General features: G+C 71.1%; 14 protein-coding genes and 1 pseudogene. 13 read left to right on the plus strand and 2 right to left on the minus strand.

The annotated features are described in order from the left end of the window. Positions 1-7: 7 nt before the first annotated feature. A complete protein-coding gene (locus ACWGH1_RS06585) occupies positions 8-1,057 on the minus strand; it encodes a rod shape-determining protein (RefSeq protein ID WP_453352548.1) in 1,050 nt (349 codons plus the stop codon). A 117-nt stretch (positions 1,058-1,174) separates the two neighbouring features. On the opposite strand from ACWGH1_RS06585, the gene folC reads away from it, so the two are divergent. From folC to ACWGH1_RS06635, 10 genes are all read left to right on the plus strand, one after another. Next, positions 1,175-2,713 carry a bifunctional tetrahydrofolate synthase/dihydrofolate synthase gene (gene folC, locus ACWGH1_RS06590; RefSeq protein WP_453352543.1) on the plus strand — a complete coding sequence of 513 codons (1,539 nt, stop codon included), beginning with the start codon at positions 1,175-1,177 and terminating at the stop codon, positions 2,711-2,713. A gap of 3 nt (positions 2,714-2,716) precedes the next feature. Continuing rightward, positions 2,717-3,067, plus strand: coding sequence for a DUF4233 domain-containing protein (locus ACWGH1_RS06595; protein ID WP_453352542.1), 351 nt, complete (start codon positions 2,717-2,719; stop codon positions 3,065-3,067). Positions 3,068-3,129: 62 nt separating this feature from the next. Continuing rightward, a complete protein-coding gene (gene ndk / locus ACWGH1_RS06600) occupies positions 3,130-3,540 on the plus strand; it encodes a nucleoside-diphosphate kinase (protein ID WP_453352541.1) in 411 nt (136 codons plus the stop codon). Between the two features lie 373 nt (positions 3,541-3,913). After that, positions 3,914-4,933 carry a rod shape-determining protein gene (locus ACWGH1_RS06605; protein ID WP_069923827.1) on the plus strand — a complete coding sequence of 340 codons (1,020 nt, stop codon included), beginning with the start codon at positions 3,914-3,916 and terminating at the stop codon, positions 4,931-4,933. A gap of 168 nt (positions 4,934-5,101) precedes the next feature. Next, positions 5,102-6,046 carry a rod shape-determining protein MreC gene (gene mreC / locus ACWGH1_RS06610; RefSeq protein WP_453352540.1) on the plus strand — a complete coding sequence of 315 codons (945 nt, stop codon included), beginning with the start codon at positions 5,102-5,104 and terminating at the stop codon, positions 6,044-6,046. A gap of 13 nt (positions 6,047-6,059) precedes the next feature. Then, the gene (gene mreD / locus ACWGH1_RS06615) at positions 6,060-6,764 is read left to right on the plus strand and encodes a rod shape-determining protein MreD (protein ID WP_453352539.1); all 705 of its coding nucleotides are present in this window, start codon (positions 6,060-6,062) and stop codon (positions 6,762-6,764) included. A gap of 13 nt (positions 6,765-6,777) precedes the next feature. Then, complete coding sequence (mrdA, locus tag ACWGH1_RS06620; protein WP_453352538.1) at positions 6,778-8,952, plus strand: penicillin-binding protein 2; 2,175 nt, start codon at positions 6,778-6,780, stop codon at positions 8,950-8,952. 6 nt (positions 8,953-8,958) lie between these two features. Further along, entirely contained in the window at positions 8,959-10,161 is a 1,203-nt protein-coding gene (gene rodA, locus ACWGH1_RS06625) for a rod shape-determining protein RodA (RefSeq protein ID WP_453352537.1), read from the plus strand. A 98-nt stretch (positions 10,162-10,259) separates the two neighbouring features. Next, positions 10,260-11,780 (plus strand): CYTH and CHAD domain-containing protein, encoded by a 1,521-nt coding sequence (locus ACWGH1_RS06630; RefSeq protein WP_453408479.1) that lies wholly within the window; start codon positions 10,260-10,262, stop codon positions 11,778-11,780. A gap of 73 nt (positions 11,781-11,853) precedes the next feature. After that, the gene (locus ACWGH1_RS06635; protein ID WP_453354826.1) at positions 11,854-13,779 is read left to right on the plus strand and encodes a TIGR03960 family B12-binding radical SAM protein; all 1,926 of its coding nucleotides are present in this window, start codon (positions 11,854-11,856) and stop codon (positions 13,777-13,779) included. 401 nt (positions 13,780-14,180) lie between these two features. On the opposite strand, the gene ACWGH1_RS06640 is transcribed toward ACWGH1_RS06635, so the two are convergent. After that, positions 14,181-15,755 (minus strand): recombinase family protein, encoded by a 1,575-nt coding sequence (locus ACWGH1_RS06640; RefSeq protein WP_453354827.1) that lies wholly within the window; start codon positions 15,753-15,755, stop codon positions 14,181-14,183. A 139-nt stretch (positions 15,756-15,894) separates the two neighbouring features. Here ACWGH1_RS06640 and ACWGH1_RS06645 point away from each other — a divergent pair, with 139 nt between their 5' ends. The 3 genes and pseudogenes from ACWGH1_RS06645 to ACWGH1_RS06655 form a co-directional block, all read left to right on the plus strand. Then, positions 15,895-16,647, plus strand: a complete 753-nt coding sequence (locus tag ACWGH1_RS06645; protein ID WP_453354828.1) for a hypothetical protein — start codon at positions 15,895-15,897, stop codon at positions 16,645-16,647. Between the two features lie 120 nt (positions 16,648-16,767). Then, a complete protein-coding gene (locus ACWGH1_RS06650) occupies positions 16,768-17,547 on the plus strand; it encodes a TIGR03936 family radical SAM-associated protein (protein ID WP_453354829.1) in 780 nt (259 codons plus the stop codon). 232 nt (positions 17,548-17,779) lie between these two features. Further along, positions 17,780-18,483 (plus strand): annotated as a pseudogene (locus ACWGH1_RS06655) (ribonuclease E/G); the annotation flags it as partial.

The raw sequence follows: 18,483 nt of genomic DNA on the forward strand, positions 1-18,483 counted from the left end.
GCGGGTCCTACGCCTTCGCGGGGGCCAGCAGGCCGGCGAGGGTGTCCATGTCCTCCACGCACCGGCCCGACCCGAGCGCCACGCAGTCCAGCGGCGCGTCCGCCACGAACACCGGGATGCCGGTCGCGGAGGCGATGCGCAGGTCCAGGCCCGGCAGCAGGGCTCCGCCGCCCGTCAGGACGATGCCGCGCTCCATCACGTCACCGGACAGCTCGGGCGGACACTCCTCCAAAGTGGCGCGCACGGCCGCGATGATCGCCTCGACCGGCTCGTCGAGGGCGGCCCGCACGTCGAGCGCCGTCAGCTCCAGCGTCTTCGGCATGCCGCCGACCTTCTCGCGCCCGCGCACGGTGTGGGTGCGGCCCTCCAGCTCGGGCAGGCCCGGGACCGGCCAGGCCGAGCCGATGGCGACCTTGACGTCCTCGGCGGTGCGCTCGCCGATGAGCAGCGCGTGCTCCTTGCGCACGTGGTCGGTGATCGCGGTGTCCATCCGGTCGCCGCCGACGCGCAGCGACCGCGAGGTGACGATGCCGCCGAGCGAGATGACGGCGACCTCCGAGGTGCCCCCGCCGATGTCCACCACCATCGAGCCGCGCGCCTCGGAGACCGGCAGTCCCGCGCCGATCGCCGCCGCCATCGGCTCCTCGATCAGGTGTACGGACTTGGCCCCGGCCCGGGTGGAGGCCCGGACGATGGCCCGCCGTTCGACCTGGGTGACGCCCGACGGTACGCAGATCACCATCCGGGTGCGCGGCCGGCGGCCGGGGACCGCCTTGCGCACGAAGTGCCGGATCATCTCCTCGGCGGCCTCGAAGTCGCAGATCACGCCGTCCCGCAGCGGGCGGACCGCGGTGATGGAGCCCGGCGTGCGGCCTATGGTCTCCTTGGCTTCCGTCCCCACCGCCAGAGCCGTCGTCGTACCGGCCCTGACCGCGACCACGGACGGCTCATTGAGGACGATCCCGTGCCCCCGGGCGTAGACGAGGGTGTTCGCGGTTCCCAGGTCGATGCCTATGTCACGGCTGGAAGCCGTCTTGTCCGTGCTGGCCTGCGGCATTTGTTCCCCTATCTGCTGCCGCAAGGCTTGCATGACGAAACGGTCGCGACGGCAGCCGAAGGTCCCGGAACGGCCGGGCCGAAGGTCCCCCGGGCCCTCGTCCGTAGACTGGTCCCCGTGAGTGAGCAGCAGCCCGACAGCCACGGCCCCGACGACCTCGGCCGGCCCTTCGACGCGAGCGACGAGTTCGACCGGATCGTCGCGGAAGAGTCCGACCGCGACCCCGACCTGGCGGTGATCGAGGCCGGCAGCCGCACCCTGCGCGCACACGGCGGAGCGCCGCAGGGCGAGCACGTGCCCGCCGCGCCCGCCGACCCGGAGGTGGCGAAGGCGCTGCAGGAGGTGGAGCAGGAGCTGTCCACCCGTTGGGGCGAGACCAAACTGGAGCCGTCCGTCTCGCGCATCGCCGCGCTGATGGACGTCCTGGGTGAGCCGCAGCGCGCCTACCCCTCCATCCACATCACCGGCACCAACGGCAAGACCAGCACCGCCCGCATGGTCGAGGCCCTGCTGAACGCCTTCGACCTGCGCACCGGCCGCTACACCAGCCCGCACGTGCAGTCGGTCACCGAGCGGATCAGCCTGGACGGGGCGCCGATCAGCGCCGAGCGGTTCGTCGAGACCTACCACGACATCAAGCCGTACGTGGAGATGGTCGACGCCGCCGAGGAGTACCGGCTGTCCTTCTTCGAGGTGCTCACCGGGATGGCGTACGCGGCCTTCGCGGACGCGCCCGTCGACGCGGCGGTGGTCGAGGTCGGCATGGGCGGATCCTGGGACGCGACCAACGTGATCGACGGCGCGGTCGCCGTGATCACCCCGATCAGCCTGGACCACACGGACCGGCTCGGCTCCACGCCGGGCGAGATCGCCCAGGAGAAGGGCGGCGTCATCAAGCAGGGCGCCACCGTGATCCTGGCGCAGCAGCCGGTGGACGCGGCGCAGGTGCTGCTCAAGAAGGCCGTCGAGGTCGACGCGACCGTCGCCCGCGAGGGCATGGAGTTCGGCGTCGTCTCCCGCGAGGTGGCGGTCGGCGGGCAGATGCTGACCCTGCGCGGCGTGGGCGGCGAGTACGACGGCATCTTCCTGCCCCTGTACGGCGCCCACATGGCGCACAACGCGGCGGTGGCGCTGGCCGCGGTCGAGGCGTTCTTCGGCGTCGGCGGCGAGCACGCCCGGGAACTGGACGCGGACACCGTCCGCAGGGCCTTCGCCTCGGTCACCTCGCCGGGCCGCATGGAGGTCGTCCGGCGCAGCCCGACCGTGGTCCTGGACGCCGCCCACAACCCGGCGGGGGCGCAGGTCACCGCGGAGGCGGTCACCGAGGCGTTCGGGTTCAGCCGGCTGATCGGCGTCGTGGGCGCGAGCGACGGCAAGGACGTGAAGGGGGTCTTCGAGGCCTTCGAGCCGATCTTCGCGGAGGTCGTCGTCACGGAGAACACCAGCCACCGGGCGATGTCGGCCGACGACCTGGCGGCCATCGCGGTCGAGGTCTTCGGTCCGGACCGGGTGCAGGTGGAACCCCGGCTGGACGACGCGCTGGAGGCGGCCATCACCCTGGCCGAGGAAGAGGCCGAATACGGTGGGGCCGGGGTCCTGGTGACCGGCTCCGTGATCACGGTGGGCGAGGCCCGCCTGCTGCTGAAGAGGGGCTGAGGAATGCGCACGCTGTGTGCTTCGACGCTGATCGGCGAGTTCTTCGTGATCGGTTTCGCGGGCCTGGTGGCCATGAAGGACCCGGACCTCACCCAGGCGACGGTGTGGACGGTGTGCGGGATCGCGATGCTGCTCTCCGTGCTGCTGTGCGGGATGCTCTCGCGCCCCGGAGCCGTGGGGCTGGGCTGGGCGCTGCAGATCGGGCTGATCCTGAGCGGGTTCGTCGTTCAGACGATGTTCTTCCTGGGAGCGGTCTTCGCCGGCCTGTGGTGGTGCTCGGTGCACTACGGCCGCAAGGTCGACGCCGCAAAGGCCCGCTGGGCGGCGCAGAGCGAGGCGCAGGCCGAGGCGTAAGCCGCCCCGGGCCCCCCTGTAGCCTCGTCGGACCGCACCCGTATGCCGCAAGGAGTTACCACATGACCCAGCGCACGCTCGTGATCCTCAAGCCCGACGCCGTCCGTCGTGGCCTGATCGGCGAGATCATCGGCCGCATCGAGCGGAAGGCCGGCTGGACCGTTCCGGCGCTGGAGCTGCGCACGCTGGACCAGGACACCCTGCAGACGCACTACGGCGAGCACAAGGGCAAGCCCTTCTACGAGCCCCTCATGGGCTTCATGGCGAGCGGCCCGGTCGTCGTCCTCGTCGTCGAGGGCGAGCGCGTGATCGAGGGTGTCCGCCAGCTGGCGGGCCCCACCGACCCGATCGCGGCCGCGCCCGGCTCCATCCGGGGTGACTTCGGCACCATCACCCGGGAGAACCTCATCCACGCCTCGGATTCCGAGGCGTCGGCGGAGCGCGAGCTGAAGCTCTTCTTCCCCGCTCTCTGAGCCGATCCGGAACCCGCGGCGAGCTGATCCGGAACCCGCGCCACGCCGATCCGGAACCCGCGCCGCGTCGCCGACGCGCCGGTCGCCCCGCCGCGAGATCAGCCAAACAGCGCTCATGACCTGGGGCGACCGAAGTAATTTCGGTCGCCCTTCGGTATGACGGGCGGCGAGCGGGAACGCATGTGCAAGACACGACGTCACCACTTAGGGGGCGGGTATCCGTTCCGGCGGGATTGCCGGAGTCCCGTCGCGCGATGTCCGTACCTGCGGCACTACGATGGGGCCTCCACCCACACACCCACCTCGCCGACCTGACAGCAGCCGCTATCAACTGGAAGGCCAGACGCTCCTCATGGGGAACAAGGGGAACAACATGTCGTTCATCGGCCGTGACATGGCGATCGACCTCGGGACCGCCAACACGCTGGTGTACGTGAGGGGCCGGGGGATCGTCCTGAACGAGCCGTCCGTGGTCGCCATCAACACGAACACCGGCGGAATCCTGGCGGTCGGCTCCGAGGCGAAGAAGATGATCGGCCGGACGCCCGGCAACATCGTCGCCGTACGCCCCCTCAAGGACGGCGTGATCGCCGACTTCGAGATCACCGAGCGCATGCTCCGGTACTTCATCCTCAAGATCCACAAGCGCCGCTACCTGGCTCGCCCGCGCGTCGTGGTCTGCGTCCCCTCCGGCATCACCGGAGTGGAGCGCCGCGCCGTGATCGAGGCGTCCACCCAGGCCGGCGCCCGTCAGGTACACATCATCGAAGAGCCGATGGCCGCCGCCATCGGCGCGGGCCTGCCCGTCCACGAGGCCACCGGCAACATGGTCGTGGACATCGGCGGCGGCACCACCGAGGTCGCCGTCATCTCCCTCGGCGGAATCGTCACGGCACAGTCCATCCGGGTGGCCGGCGACGAGCTGGACAACGCGATCATCCAGCACATCAAGAAGGAGTACTCGCTCCTCCTCGGCGAACGCACCGCCGAGCAAATCAAGATCACCATCGGGTCGGCGTACGACCTCGACAAGGACGAACACACCGAGATCCGGGGCCGCGACCTCGTCTCCGGCCTGCCGAAGACGGTCGTCATCTCGGCCGCCGAGGTCCGCAAGGCCATCGAGGAACCGGTCAACGCCATCGTGGACGCGGTGAAGACCACCCTCGACAAGTGCCCGCCGGAACTCTCCGGCGACATCATGGACCGCGGCATCGTCCTCACCGGCGGCGGCGCCCTGCTGCGCGGACTCGACGAGCGGCTGCGCCGTGAGACGGGCATGCCGATCCACATCGCCGAGGACCCCCTCGACTCCGTGGCCCTCGGCTCGGGCAAGTGCGTCGAGGAGTTCGAAGCACTCCAGCAGGTCCTGGACGCCCAGCCCCGGCGTTGATCGAAATCCCCGTAACGGGGCATGTGGAACACAAGGATCCGCCGTACGGGTGCTACCGCGCCTGTGCGGCGGATCGTTGATATACAGACACAGTCCGGTGCGAGCCCCGGCTCCGTCCGGAGCGGCTCCGGCACCGCGAATACCTACGAGGAAGGCACGCCGCCGCACGTGAGGGACACACGAGAGAGCCGGCTGCTCCTGGTGCTGCTGATCGCCATCGCGTTCGCTTTGATCACGGTGGACATCAGGGCGGGCGAGGAGTCACCCGTCGACGGTGCCCGGCAGGCCGCCGCGGCGGTCTTCGGCCCCGTGGAGAAGGGCGTGGCGACCGCGGTCGACCCCGTCGCCCACGCCATAGGCGCCGTACGGGACTCCGACGAGCGCCACAACCGGATCAAGACGCTCGAACGCGAGAACACCGCGCTCAAGGCGAAGCTGGGCAGCGACGACCAGACCCGCAGCCGGATCCACGAGCTCGACGAGATGCTCAAGCGGGCGGGCGCCGGTCAGTACGGCATCAAGGGCGCCGAAGTCATCGGGATAGGAGCGGCCCAGGGCTTCTCCTGGACCGTCACCATCGACGCCGGCAGCAAGGACGGCATCGAACGCGACATGACCGTCCTCAACGGCGAAGGCCTCGTCGGCCGCGTCGCGACCGTCGGCCCCGACACCGCCACCGTGGTCCTCGCCAACGACCCCGACTTCACCGTGGGCACCCGCCTGGAGAAGACCGGGGAACTCGGCTTCGCCACCGGCCAGGGCGACCGCGCCCTGTCGGTCCAGATGCTGAACGGCAAGGCCAAGATCGCCCCCGGCGACCGGCTCGTCACCTTCGGCTCGCGCGGCAACAAGCCCTTCGTACCGGGCGTCCCGCTCGGCGAGGTGGTCAAGGTCGACCCCTCGCGGGGCGACCTGACCCGCACCGTGTGGGTGCGTCCGTTCGTCGGCTTCTCGCGCCTGGACATCGTCGGCGTCGTCGTGATGCCGCCGCGCGAGGACCCGCGCGACGCCGTGCTGCCGCCCAAGCCAGAAGTGAAGCCCACCCCGACCGTCACCGTCACCGTGACCCCGTCGGCGTCCGCCAGTGCCCCCGCCAAGCCGGCCGACGAGTAGGAGCTGTCCGCCCATGCGCTTCAACCGGATCCTGCTCTCGGCCACGCTGATCGTGGTCGCCCTCGTCCTCCAGGTCACCGTCCTCGGCCGGCTCCAACTCCCCGGCGCCGTGCCCGATCTGCTCCTGCTCACCGTCGTCGCCCTGGCCCTGGTCTACGGACACCTCAGCGGCGCCCTGGTCGGCTTCGGCGCGGGCCTGCTCGCCGACCTCGCGCCGCCCGCCGACCACGCCGCCGGACGGTACGCCCTGGTCCTCTGCGTCATCGGCTACCTCGTCGGCCTGGCCCGCCCCGACAACGGGAGGTTCCGCTCCGCGTGGGGGCCGATGACGACCGTCGTCGCCGCCGCGATCGGCTCCACCCTGCTGTACGCGAGCGTCGGCGCCCTCGTCGGCGACACCGCCGCCCGGCACGTGGGCCTCACCGAACTGCTCTTCACCGCCATGCTCTACGACCTGCTCCTCGCGCCCTTCACCGTGCCGCTCGTGATGGCCCTCGCCCGCCGCGCCGAGAACGACCCGATGGCCGTCGACGCGGGCGGCGGACCGCCGCAGGGCAAGAACCTGTCCTCCGGCTGGCTGGCCGGCGGCACCGGGCTGCGGATCGGCAGCCAGCGCGGCGGCCTGCGGCTGAAAACGGCGCGCGGCCGCGCGAACCGGGCCGGCCGCATAAAGGGCGTCAAGGGTGTCAAAGGCGTGAAGAGCGTCAGGAAGCTGTGACGGGGGACCAGGCGTGACCAACATTCCGGAGACCGGCCGCACCCCCCGGGTGCAGATCCGGCTCGTCATCATCCAGGTACTCGTCTTCTCGCTGCTGCTCACACTCGGCGGACGCCTGTGGTACCTCCAGATCCGCAACGGCGCCGAGTACGCCGACGAGGCCAAGAACAACCACGTCCAGCAGGTAGTCCAGCCCGCCGTGCGAGGCTCGATCCTGGACGACCGCGGGGTGCCGCTCGCCGACAACGAGACGCGCCTGGTCGTGTCCGCCAGCCGCACCGAGCTGATGAAGATAAAGGACAAGGGCAAAGGCGTCCTCACCCGGCTCGCCGGCGTACTGGACATGAAGCCGCAGGACGTCATGGACAAGGTCCGGCTCTGCGACTCCAAGACCCCGCAGCCCTGCTGGAACGGTTCCCCGTACCAGCCGATCCCGGTCACCCTGGAGGCCACCACCCAGCAGGCCCTCCAGATCCGCGAACGCCCCGAGGACTTCCCCGGGATCACCGCCGAACCCACCGCCGTACGCCGCTACCCGGCTCCCGGCGGCGCCAACACCGGCCAGGTGCTCGGCTACCTCTCCCCGGTCACCGACGACGAGATCCAGAAGGCCAAGAACACCAACTCCCCGTTCCTGCGCTCCGACCAGGTCGGCCGCTTCGGCCTGGAACGCACGTACGACAAGGAGCTGCGCGGCAAGTCCGGCGTCACCCGCTACGAGGTCGACAACCTCGGCCGGGTCATCGGCGAGGCCAAGAACGACCCGGCCGTCCCCGGGGCCCACGTCATCACCAGCATCGACGCCCGGGTCCAGGCGGTCGCCGAATACGAGCTGAACGCCGCGATGGTCGAGGCGCGCAAGCAGATCGACCGCAACACCGGAGTCCCCTACAAGGCCGACGCCGGCGCCATCGTCGTCCTGGAGTCCAAGACGGGCCGCGTCGTGGCCATGGCCTCCAACCCCACCTACGACCCCAACGTCTGGGTCGGCGGGATCTCCGGCAAGGACTACGCCAAGCTCACCGCCAAGGAGTCCAACGTCCCGCTGATGAACCGGGCGATCCAGGGCCAGGCCGCCCCCGGCTCCATCTTCAAGGTCATCCCGACCACGGCCGCGGTCAACGCCGGGTACAAGTTCGACGGCAGCTACCCCTGCCCCAGCTCGTACTCCATCGGCGGCCAGGTCTTCAAGAACTTCGAGTCCCAGGGCCACGGCTCGATCACCCTCGGCCAGGCCCTCGAAGTCTCCTGCGACACCGTCTTCTACGGCCTCGCCCACCAGCAGTGGCTCAAGGACGGCGGCCTCAAGCCCGTCAAGCAGCCCGGCGACATCTTCTTCAAGACCGCCCACCAGTTCGGCCTCGGTGCCGAGACCGGCGTGGACCTGCCGGGCGAGGAGACGGGCCGCGTCCCCGACCGCCAGTGGAAGCAGCGGTTCTGGGCGGCCAACAAGGACCAGTGGTGCAAGACCGGCAAGAAGGGCGGCACCTACGTCGAGCTGCTCAACTACGAGAACTGCCTCGAAGGCAACCTCCTGCGCGCCGGTGACGCCGTCAACTACTCCATCGGACAGGGCGACACCCTCGTCACCCCGATCCAGATGGCCACCATCTACGCGGCCATCTCCAACGGCGGCACCATGTGGAACCCGACCATCGGCAAGGCCGTCGTCAGCGCCGACGGCAAGAGCGTCCAGGAGATCCAGCCCAAGGCGCACGGCAAGCTGCCCATGGACGAGAAGACCCGGCAGCAGATAGGAGAAGCGCTGGAGGGCGTCGCCACCCGCGGCACCGCCGCCTGGCGCTTCGGCGGCTGGCCGCAGAAGCAGATCCCGATGCACGCCAAGACCGGTACCGCCGAGGTCTACGGCAAGCAGACGACCTCCTGGTTCGCGACGTACACCGACGACTACACGATCGTGATGACGATCTCCCAGGGCGGCACCGGCTCCGGCGCCTCCGGCCCCGCCGTGCGCAACGTCTACAACGCCATCTACGGTCTCGACATGGCCGGCAAGCAGGACCTGTCGAAGGCCCTGCTCCCCAAGCCGCAGGCGCAGTTGCCGGCCATCCAGCCGGACGGCTCCATCGACGCCCCCGAGATCAAGCCGTACGTCCCCCCGTCCCCGGAGGACGCGCCGCCGCCCCTCGCGGCACCGCCGGCCCCACCCGCCGCGAAGCAGGACTGAGGACCGATGCAGACCGCCAACAAGTTCTCCGTCTCCCGGTACAGGCCCCAGCAGCGCGGGGCGCTGAACAGGCTCACCGCGCGCGACTCGGTGCTGCGCCGGCTCGACTGGCCGATACTGCTCTCCGCGATCGCGCTGTCCTTCATCGGCTCGCTGCTGGTGTGGTCGGCGACCCGCAACCGGACCAACCTCAACCAGGGCGACCCGTACTACTTCCTGGAGCGGCACGCCCTGAACACCGGGATCGGCCTGGTCCTGATGATCGGCACCGTCTGGCTCGGCCACCGCACCCTGCGGGGCGCGGTGCCGATCCTGTACGGACTCTCGCTCGTGCTGGTCCTGGCCGTCCTCACCCCGCTCGGCGCGACCATCAACGGCGCCCACGCCTGGATCGTGATCGGCGGCGGGTTCTCCCTCCAGCCCTCCGAGTTCGTGAAGATCACGATCATCCTGGGCATGGCGATGCTGCTCGCGGCCCGGGTGGACGCCGGCGATCTCGAACACCCCGACCACCGCACGGTGGTGAAGGCGCTGTGCCTGGCCGCCGCCCCGATGGGCATCGTCATGCTGATGCCCGACCTCGGCTCGGTCATGGTCATGGTCGTCATCGTGCTCGGCGTGCTGCTCGCCTCCGGCGCCTCCAACCGCTGGGTGCTGGGGCTGATGGGCGCGGGCGCGGCCGGCGCCGTCCTGATCTGGCAGCTCGGCATCCTGGACGAGTACCAGATCAACCGCTTCGCGGCCTTCGCCAACCCCGAACTCGATCCGGCGGGCGTCGGGTACAACACCAATCAGGCGCGCATCGCGATCGGCTCCGGCGGACTGACCGGCTCCGGGCTCTTCAAGGGCTCCCAGACCACCGGGCAGTTCGTGCCCGAGCAGCAGACCGACTTCGTCTTCACGGTGGCGGGGGAGGAGCTGGGATTCATCGGGGCCGGGCTGATACTGGTCCTGCTCGGCGTGGTGCTGTGGCGCGCCTGCATGATCGCCCGGGAGACCACCGAGCTGTACGGGACGATCGTCGCGGCCGGGATCATCGCCTGGTTCGCCTTCCAGGCCTTCGAGAACATCGGGATGACCCTGGGCATCATGCCGGTGGCGGGCCTGCCGCTGCCGTTCGTCTCCTACGGAGGATCGTCGATGTTCGCCGTGTGGGTGGCGGTGGGGCTGTTGCAGTCGATCAAGGTGCAGCGGCCGCTGTCGGCCTGAGCCGGATGCGGCGACCGCCACCGGACCGATCCGGCCGATCGGCGGGCGACCTTCCGTTTCCGTTCACGTCGTGATCCGTTCAGAGCTACGTTCGAAGCATGGCGGACACGAAACGAGAGATCGAACGGAAATTCGAGTTCACCGCGGCTGCGGCCGAGCGGCTGCCGGACCTGACGGGCACGGCCGGGATCACGGCCGTGCGCCGGCAGGGCACCGTCCGGCTCGACGCCGTCTACTACGACACCCCCGACCTGCGGCTCGCCGCCGACGGCCTGACCCTGCGCCGCCGGACCGGCGGCGCCGACGAAGGCTGGCACCTCAAGCTGCCCGTCGCCCCGGGCGTCCGCGACGAGATCGCGGCCCCGCTCGGTGGTGACACCGTCCCCCGCCCCCTCGCCTCCCTGCTGCGCTCCCGCACCCGCGAAGCCGACCTGGTGCCCCAGGTCCGGCTCCGCTCCAAGCGCAAGGTCAAGCACCTCCTCGACGCCGACGGAACCCTGCTGGCCGAACTCAGCACCGACACCGTCACCGCCGAACGCGGCCCGGCCACCACCACCTGGACCGAGGTCGAGGTGGAACTCGCCGACGGCGCCGACCCGACGCTCCTCGACGCCGTCGAGAAGACCTTCCGCAAGGCCGGCCTCGCAGTCAGCGACGCCCCCTCCAAACTGGCCCGGGCCCTCGCCGAAACCGGCGCCACCCCGCCCGACCGGCCCGCACCCGGCCCCACCGACGACACCGCGGGCGAGCGGGTCCTCGCGTACCTGCGCGAACAGCGCGAGGCCCTGATCTCCTACGATCCCGCCGTACGCCGGGACCTGCCCGACTCCGTCCACCAGATGCGCGTCGCCACCCGCCGGCTGCGCAGCGCCCTCGCCACCTACCGCACGGTCCTCGACCGCACCGCCACCGACCCGCTGCGCGCCGAACTGCGCTGGCTGGCCGCCGAACTCGGCGTCGACCGCGACCAGGAAGTCCTCCAGGAACGCCTGCGCACCCGGCTCGGCGAACTCGACGTCACCCTGCTCTTCGGCCCCGTCCGCGCCCGCCTGCGCGTCTGGGACACCGTCCGGCGCACCGAATCCCGCCTCCGCGCCCTCGCCGCGCTCGACAGCGAGCGGTACCTGAGCCTCCTCGACTCCCTCGACGCCCTGCTCGCCGACCCGCCACTGCGCAAGGCGGCCGCCCGCCCGGCCGCGAAGGTCCTGGCCAAGGCGGTCCGGCGCGACCACGACCGACTCGCCCGCAAGATCGCACGCGCCCTGGCCCTGGAGGCCGGCCACGAGCGCGACCTGGCCCTGCACGAGGCCCGCAAGGCCGCCAAGCGGGCCCGTTACGCCGCGGACGCCGCGGCCCCCGCGCTCGGCAAGCGCGCCGAGCGCCTCGGCAAGGCCACCAAGAAGGTGCAGAGCCTGCTCGGCGACCACCAGGACAGCGTCGTCGCCCGCGAGGCCCTGCGCGGCCTGGCCGCCCAGGCGGCCGGCGCCGGCGAGTCCGCCTTCACCTGGGGCCTGCTCCACGGCCGCGAGGAAGCCCTCGCCGAGCGGTACGAACGGGAGCTGCCGCGGGTGTGGGCGAAGGCCTCCGACCGGGGCGCGGCCTTCGCCCGCGGCCGGTGATCACTCGGGCAGGGGGCGGCCGGGGCGCGCGGTACGCTTGAGAGTCGCCCCCTGCCCGCTTCACGAAAGTCGCGTGATGTCCGAGTCGGTCTTCCCACAGCTCGAAGCGCTGCTCCCGCACGTGCAGAAGCCCATCCAGTACGTCGGTGGTGAACTCAACTCCACCGTCAAGGTCTGGGACGAGTGCGACGTCCGCTGGGCGCTGATGTACCCGGACGCGTACGAGGTCGGTCTGCCCAACCAGGGCGTCATGATCCTCTACGAGGTGCTGAACGAGCGGGAGGGCGTGCTCGCCGAGCGCACGTACAGCGTGTGGCCGGACCTCGAAGAGCTGATGCGCGAGCACAAGGTCCCGCAGTTCACCGTCGACTCCCACCGCCCCGTCGGTGACTTCGACGTCTTCGGGCTCTCCTTCTCCACCGAGCTCGGCTACACCAACATGCTGACGGCCCTGGACCTCGCGGGCATCCCGCTGGAGGCCCGCAACCGTACGGTCGAGCACCCCATCGTGCTCGCCGGCGGCCACGCGGCCTTCAACCCCGAGCCGATCGCCGAGTTCATCGACTGCGCGGTCATCGGCGACGGCGAGCAGGCCGTCCTCGACATGACCGAGATCATCCGGACCTGGAAGGCCGAGGGCCGCCCGGGCGGGCGCGAGGAAGTCCTGCTGCGGCTGGCCAGGACCGGCCAGGTCTACGTCCCCGGGTTCTACGACGTCGACTACCTGCCGGACGGCCGCATCGCGCGCGTCGCCCCGAACCGGTCGGGCGTCCCGTACCGGGTCTCCAAGCACACGGTCATGGACCTCGACGAGTGGCCGTACCCCAAGCAGCCGCTGGTCCCGCTCGCCGAGACCGTCCACGAGCGGATGTCCGTCGAGATCTTCCGCGGCTGCACCCGAGGCTGCCGTTTCTGCCAGGCCGGCATGATCACGCGCCCCGTGCGGGAGCGAAGCATCACCGGCATCGGCGAGATGGTCGAGAAGGGTCTCAAGGCCACCGGCTTCGAGGAGGTCGGCCTCCTGTCGCTGTCCTCCGCGGACCACACCGAGATCGCGGACATCGCCAAGGGCCTGGCCGACCGCTACTCCGACGACAAGGTGGGCCTGTCCCTGCCGTCGACCCGCGTGGACGCGTTCAACGTGGACCTGGCCAACGAGCTGACCCGCAACGGGCGCCGGTCCGGTCTGACCTTCGCCCCCGAGGGCGGCTCCGAGCGGATGCGCAAGGTCATCAACAAGATGGTCTCGGAAGAGGACCTCATCCGCACCGTCGCCACCGCGTACGGCAACGGCTGGCGCCAGGTGAAGCTGTACTTCATGTGCGGCCTGCCGACGGAGACCGACGAGGACGTCCTCCAGATCGGCGACATGGCGGTCAACGTCATCGCCAAGGGCCGCGAGGTCTCGGGCCAGAACGACATCCGCTGCACGGTGTCGATCGGCGGCTTCGTGCCGAAGCCGCACACCCCCTTCCAGTGGGCCCCGCAGCTGTCGGCGGAGGAGACGGACGCCCGCCTGGGCAAGCTCCGCGACAAGATCCGCGCCGACAAGAAGTACGGCCGCTCGATCGGCTTCCGCTACCACGACGGCAAGCCCGGCATCGTGGAAGGCCTCCTCTCCCGCGGCGACCGCCGCATCGGCGACGTCATCCGCGCGGTCTACGAGTCCGGCGGCCGCTTCGACGGCTGGCGCGAGCACTTCTCGTACGACCGCTGGATGCGCGCGGCGGAGCAGACGCTGCCCGCCCACGGCGTGGACGTGGCCTGGTACACCACCCGCGAGCGCACGTACGAGGAGGTGCTCCCCTGGGACCACCTCGACTCCGGCCTGGACAAGGACTGGCTCTGGGAGGACTGGCAGGACGCCCTCGACGAGACGGAGGTCGACGACTGCCGCTGGACCCCGTGCTTCGACTGCGGCGTGTGTCCTCAGCTCGGAGTCGACATCCAGATCGGCCCGACCGGCAAGAAGCTCCTTCCGTTGACGGTCAAGAAGTAGCCGTGATCAGCGGCGATGCCGTCCACAGGATGGCTGAGGCGCTTGCCGGCGTACCCGAGGCGGACCGCATCGGAGCCCTCCGAGGGCTCGGAGCGGAGGAGCGGGAGCAGACTTCCCGTCCCGCGCGGCGAACGCCCCTCCCCGCCCCTCGGCGGGACCCGGGCATCGTTCTCGGCGGGGATTGGGTGTAGGTCGTAGAGAGGCGTTCGGACGATGCTGTCCGGGCGCCTCTCGGCGCTCTGGGGTCCTGCTTTGCGACGACGCGCCCGGTCCGTTTCCGCATCGCCGACAAGCGGCCCCGCTCATACGTCGGCCCCGACGCCCGCGCGGCCCCGAGCGGTCACCTGGCCTCTGGGGCCGGTCGGGCAAGCTGCCCGGAGGAGAGCGTCATGCCTGGCTCGTCAGAGCCTTGCTGCGAAGTCATCGCCCTTGATGACCAGGCGTTCGCGTACGTCGCGGGGGACCTTGAGCCGCAGATGTACGGACGGGGCGCGCACCCCCTTGACTTTCGTACGGGTCACCTCGCAAGTGACGCCCCCGCGGCGCAGATCCTCGGTCATGGCTTCCATGCCGCCCGCTTCCCATGTCTCCCGGAAGGTCTTGCCGCTGTGGGTGAGGACCCACCGGTCCCGGGTGGTCTCAGGGGCGATGGCGTTCAGCTCTTCCGTGAGCTGGTCCAGAGTCTTCTCTGCTCGCTCGCGGGCGAACCGCGTCTTCGAGAAGCGGCCTTCAGGTTCGAGCTCCGCCCTGTAGTAGGAGATGGCGGCTTCGAGCCTCTTCGCCTCGGCGTGCGCCTCGGCTCCCTTCGCGTACTCCCGGACCTGGACGGGGAACTCACCGAGGACGCGGAGCACGTCACCGACGAGGACGTCGTAGACATCCTGCGGGCTTGGTGCGCCGAGCCCGCCGCCTTTGCACTTGCCGCAGCGCAGGTAGGTGTAGCTCCGGCCGTTCCTGATGTTCTTTTGCACGGTCATGGTGGTCGCGCAGTCGGCGCAGATCAGTACTCCCGGGAACTGTGTCGCTCCGCCCGCCTGCCGGTTGGGCTGATTCTTGCCCCGGCGATCGAGTGCCGCTTGAAGGGTCTCGAATTCCTCCTCGGTGAAGATCGGGGGGCCGACCCGCATCGCCTTGCCGTCGTTGCCGAGCACGAGCCTGCTCCGCCGCTTGCCGCCCTGCTTGTCCTCCGCGACCCGGAACCCCATGAGTGCGGGGTTACGGAGGCGGCGGATGAGCGTCGACGTGGTGAGTCCTGCCGACATGTGTCCGGAGCGCATGAGACAGAGGGCCATCCGGCGGGCGGAGACGCCCCTGAGTGCCATGCGCCGGGCCCAGTGCAGTGCCCTGTGTGCGCTCGGCTCGATGGCGAGCGCCGGCTTGCCGTCCACCTTGGTCGTGACGTAGCCGTACGTCGGCTTGCCGACGAGCCATGTGTCCTGCGTGCGTGCGTAGTCCCACAGCGACTTGACGCGGGTCGACGTGTTCGCCGCCTCGATCTCCGCGATGCCGCCGATGAGCGTGACCATGATCCGGCCCATGGTCGTGCTGAGGTCGATCGCGTCGTTCTTCGATACGAGGTTCTTCCCGTACCGCTCGCACCACTCAATCATCGTGGACAGGTCCGTCGTGCGACGGATGAGGCGGTCGAGCTTCCAGAAGAGCAGAGCATCGAACTCCGGGGCCCTGTTGTTGAGCCACTCGCCGAGCTCCTTCCGCTCCCACGGCGGGACCTTCGTTGCCGAGACGTTGAGATCGGAAGCGACACCGACGACCCGGTACCCCTTCTCTCTGGCCAGGAGACGCAGGTCGAGTTCCTGTCGCACCGGTGAGGTGGTGTTTTCCGTCAGAACAGACAGGCGGACGGAAAGGAGTGCGCGCGGAGCGTCCTCGGGGAGCAGGGCCTCCGCCCGTTTCAGGTCCTCCAGGAGCGCGAGGTCCGAGGCGGTCCACTGGCTCTCGATGCCGTCCGTCTTCATGGTTGCGGAGAGTACAGATCGGATGTGGGTTGCCCCGTTGTTTCCCGCACGCAAACACACATCCGGGCGGGGCCGTCATGAACCGTCCTGAGTGGCCGCCGTGTGCAACGGGGCGGGGGGTTTGGGCGTCCCCGGTGGTATGGAACGTGAAGTGCGGCAGGGTGGCGGGGGCGGGTGCCTGGTGGTGCCCGTGAAGATCGTGGCGGTACTCGTCGTACTGCCCGTACGGGTGGTGTGGGACGTGGTGGCCGGGGCCGCCCGTGCCGTCCGGCGTTACGTGCTGGGGCCCCTGTACACGTACGTCCTCGGGCCGGTGCTGCGCGCGCTGGGGCAGGCGGTTTCGTTCCTGCTGAGGCTGGTGTTCGTCTGGCCCTGGGTCGCATTGTGGCGCTACCTGCTGGGGCCGCTGGTGCGCGCGCTGTACGACTACCTGATCGCGCCCGTCGCGCGGGTGCTGTACCGGTACCTGCTGCGGCCCTTGGCGCTCGCCGTGTGGTCGTACCTGCTGTGGCCGGCCGGGCAGGGGCTGGCCTGGGTCTGCGTGCGGTTGTACCGGTACGTGCTGCGGCCCCTGGGGGACGTGCTCGGCTGGGCGTGGGGGGTGGCCGGGCGGGTGCTGCGGGTCCTCGGGCGCGGGTTGCGGTGGGCCGGGTGGGTGCTCCTCGGGTGGCCGCTCTCGCAGGTGTACCGGTACCTGCTGACCCCGGTGGGCCACGCGGTGCGCGCGGTGTGGCGCACGGCCCGCGCCGCGGTGCGCGAGGCACGGGCCGAAGTGCGGCGGATGCTGTTCGGTACTCCTCCCCGGGAACCGGCGAGGTCACGGGCGCGTACTCTGAGTAGTACGACAGCCGCCGACGCGGCGACCGCCGCCGAGTCCTCCCCGCCGCGATGAGCGGGGGTGGGCCGCGGCGGGTCGACGGACCTCAGGGCGACGCGCGAGCCGCGGAGCCCCGCACAAGGAGAAGAACCACTGGGCAAGCGACAGCCCGAAGGCCCGCCTCCGGCACCGGTGGTGCAGCGCATCCGACTGCGCTACACCAAGCGCGGACGCCTCCGGTTCACCAGCCACCGGGACTTCCAGCGTGCCTTCGAGCGGGCCCTGCGCCGCTCCGAGGTACCCATGGCGTACTCGGCCGGCTTCACCCCGCACCCCCGGGTCTCGTACGCGAACGCCGCGCCCACCGGCACCGGCAGTGAGGCGGAGTACCTGGAGATCGCCCTCGCCGAGCCCCGCGACCCCGCGACGCTCCGCGAGCTGCTGGACGAGTCGATGCCGGTCGGGCTCGACATCGTCGACGCCGTCGAGGCCCGGACCTCCGGGCTGGCCGAGCGGCTCACGGCCTCCGTGTGGGAGCTGCGCCTGGACGGCGTGGACCCCGCGGACGCCGAACGGGCCGTGACCGCCTTCCTCGCCGCCGAAACCGTCGAGGTCCAGCGCCGTACCAAGAACGGCATGCGGACCTTCGACACCCGAAGTGCGGTCGTCAGCCTCGAAGCGGATCCCGCTCCGGCTGATAGGCCACTGGACAATGCCTGTGCGATACTGCGGCTGGTTGTTCGGCATCTGACACCTGCCGTGCGACCCGACGACGTCCTGTCCGGTCTCCGAGCTGTGGCCGACCTGGCGCCGCCGGTCCCCGCAGCGGTGACCAGGCTGGCGCAGGGGCTCTTCGACGAGGAGTCCGGCACGGTGACCGACCCGCTCGCGCCCGACCGCGAGGCTGTCACGGCCGCCCCACCCACGGCCGCCGTAGCAGCCGACGCGAAGGCTCTGGAAGGTCCCGCCGCGTAAGGATCGCCGTCGTCGCGCCGCCCTGGCACCCGGGAGCCAACCGGGTCGGGCAGCGCACAGACCTGAAGACTTCCGCCAGGCCGTACCGATCAACGCGTACGGAACCGGCGGCCACGAACTGAGCTCCCGTGTGGCGAACGCGCCCCGGAGGCCGGCTCCGCGCCCAGCGCGAAGCCGTGCCGGACCGGATGTCAGCCGCGGCGCCCGGGAGCGTGACGGGAGAACCGCCCGCATGCTCGACAACGAAACCGAGAACACCAACCCCACCGCCGCTGGCAACGCCGACAGCGGGACCCCGAGCGACAGCCTGCCGCCGCGCAGGCGCCGTCGCGCCGCGTCCCGGCCCGCCGGGCCGCCCGGTGCCACTGCCGCCGAGGCCGCTCCGGCCGCCGCCGCGCCCGTCGAAGCCCCCGCGGAGGAGGCCGCTCCGGCCGCCGCCCCGGCCCGGACCCGCCGCCGCGCGACCCGCGCCGTGGCCGCTCCGGCCGCCGAGACCGTCGCCGAGGTGGTGGTGGAGGCACCGGCCGTGACCGCCGCTCCGGCCGCCGAGGCCGCTCCCGCGGTGGCGGAGCCCGCCGCTCCCGCGCCGCGGGCCCGGCGCCGTGCCACCCGCGCCGTGACGGCTTCCGAGGCCCCGGCCGCCGAGGCCGTGCCCGTGGTGGAGGAGCCCGTGGCGGAGCCCGCCGAGGCCGCTCCCGCCGTGACGGAGTCCGCCGCCCCGGCCCGCGCCCGGCGCCGTGCCACCCGCGCCGTGTCCGCCCCGGAGGCCCCGGCCGCCGAGGCCGCTGAGGGCGCCGCGGCCGCGCCCGCCGTCGAGGAGCCGGTCGCCGCCAAGGCCACCGTCACCGTCGCCGACGCCGTCGACTCCCCTAAGCGCGGCGGCCGCCGCCGCGCGACCCGCTCCACCGCGCCGGCGGCGCCCGCGCAGCCCGTGGC

It is taken from the genome of Streptomyces sp. NPDC054883, assembly GCF_053610645.1.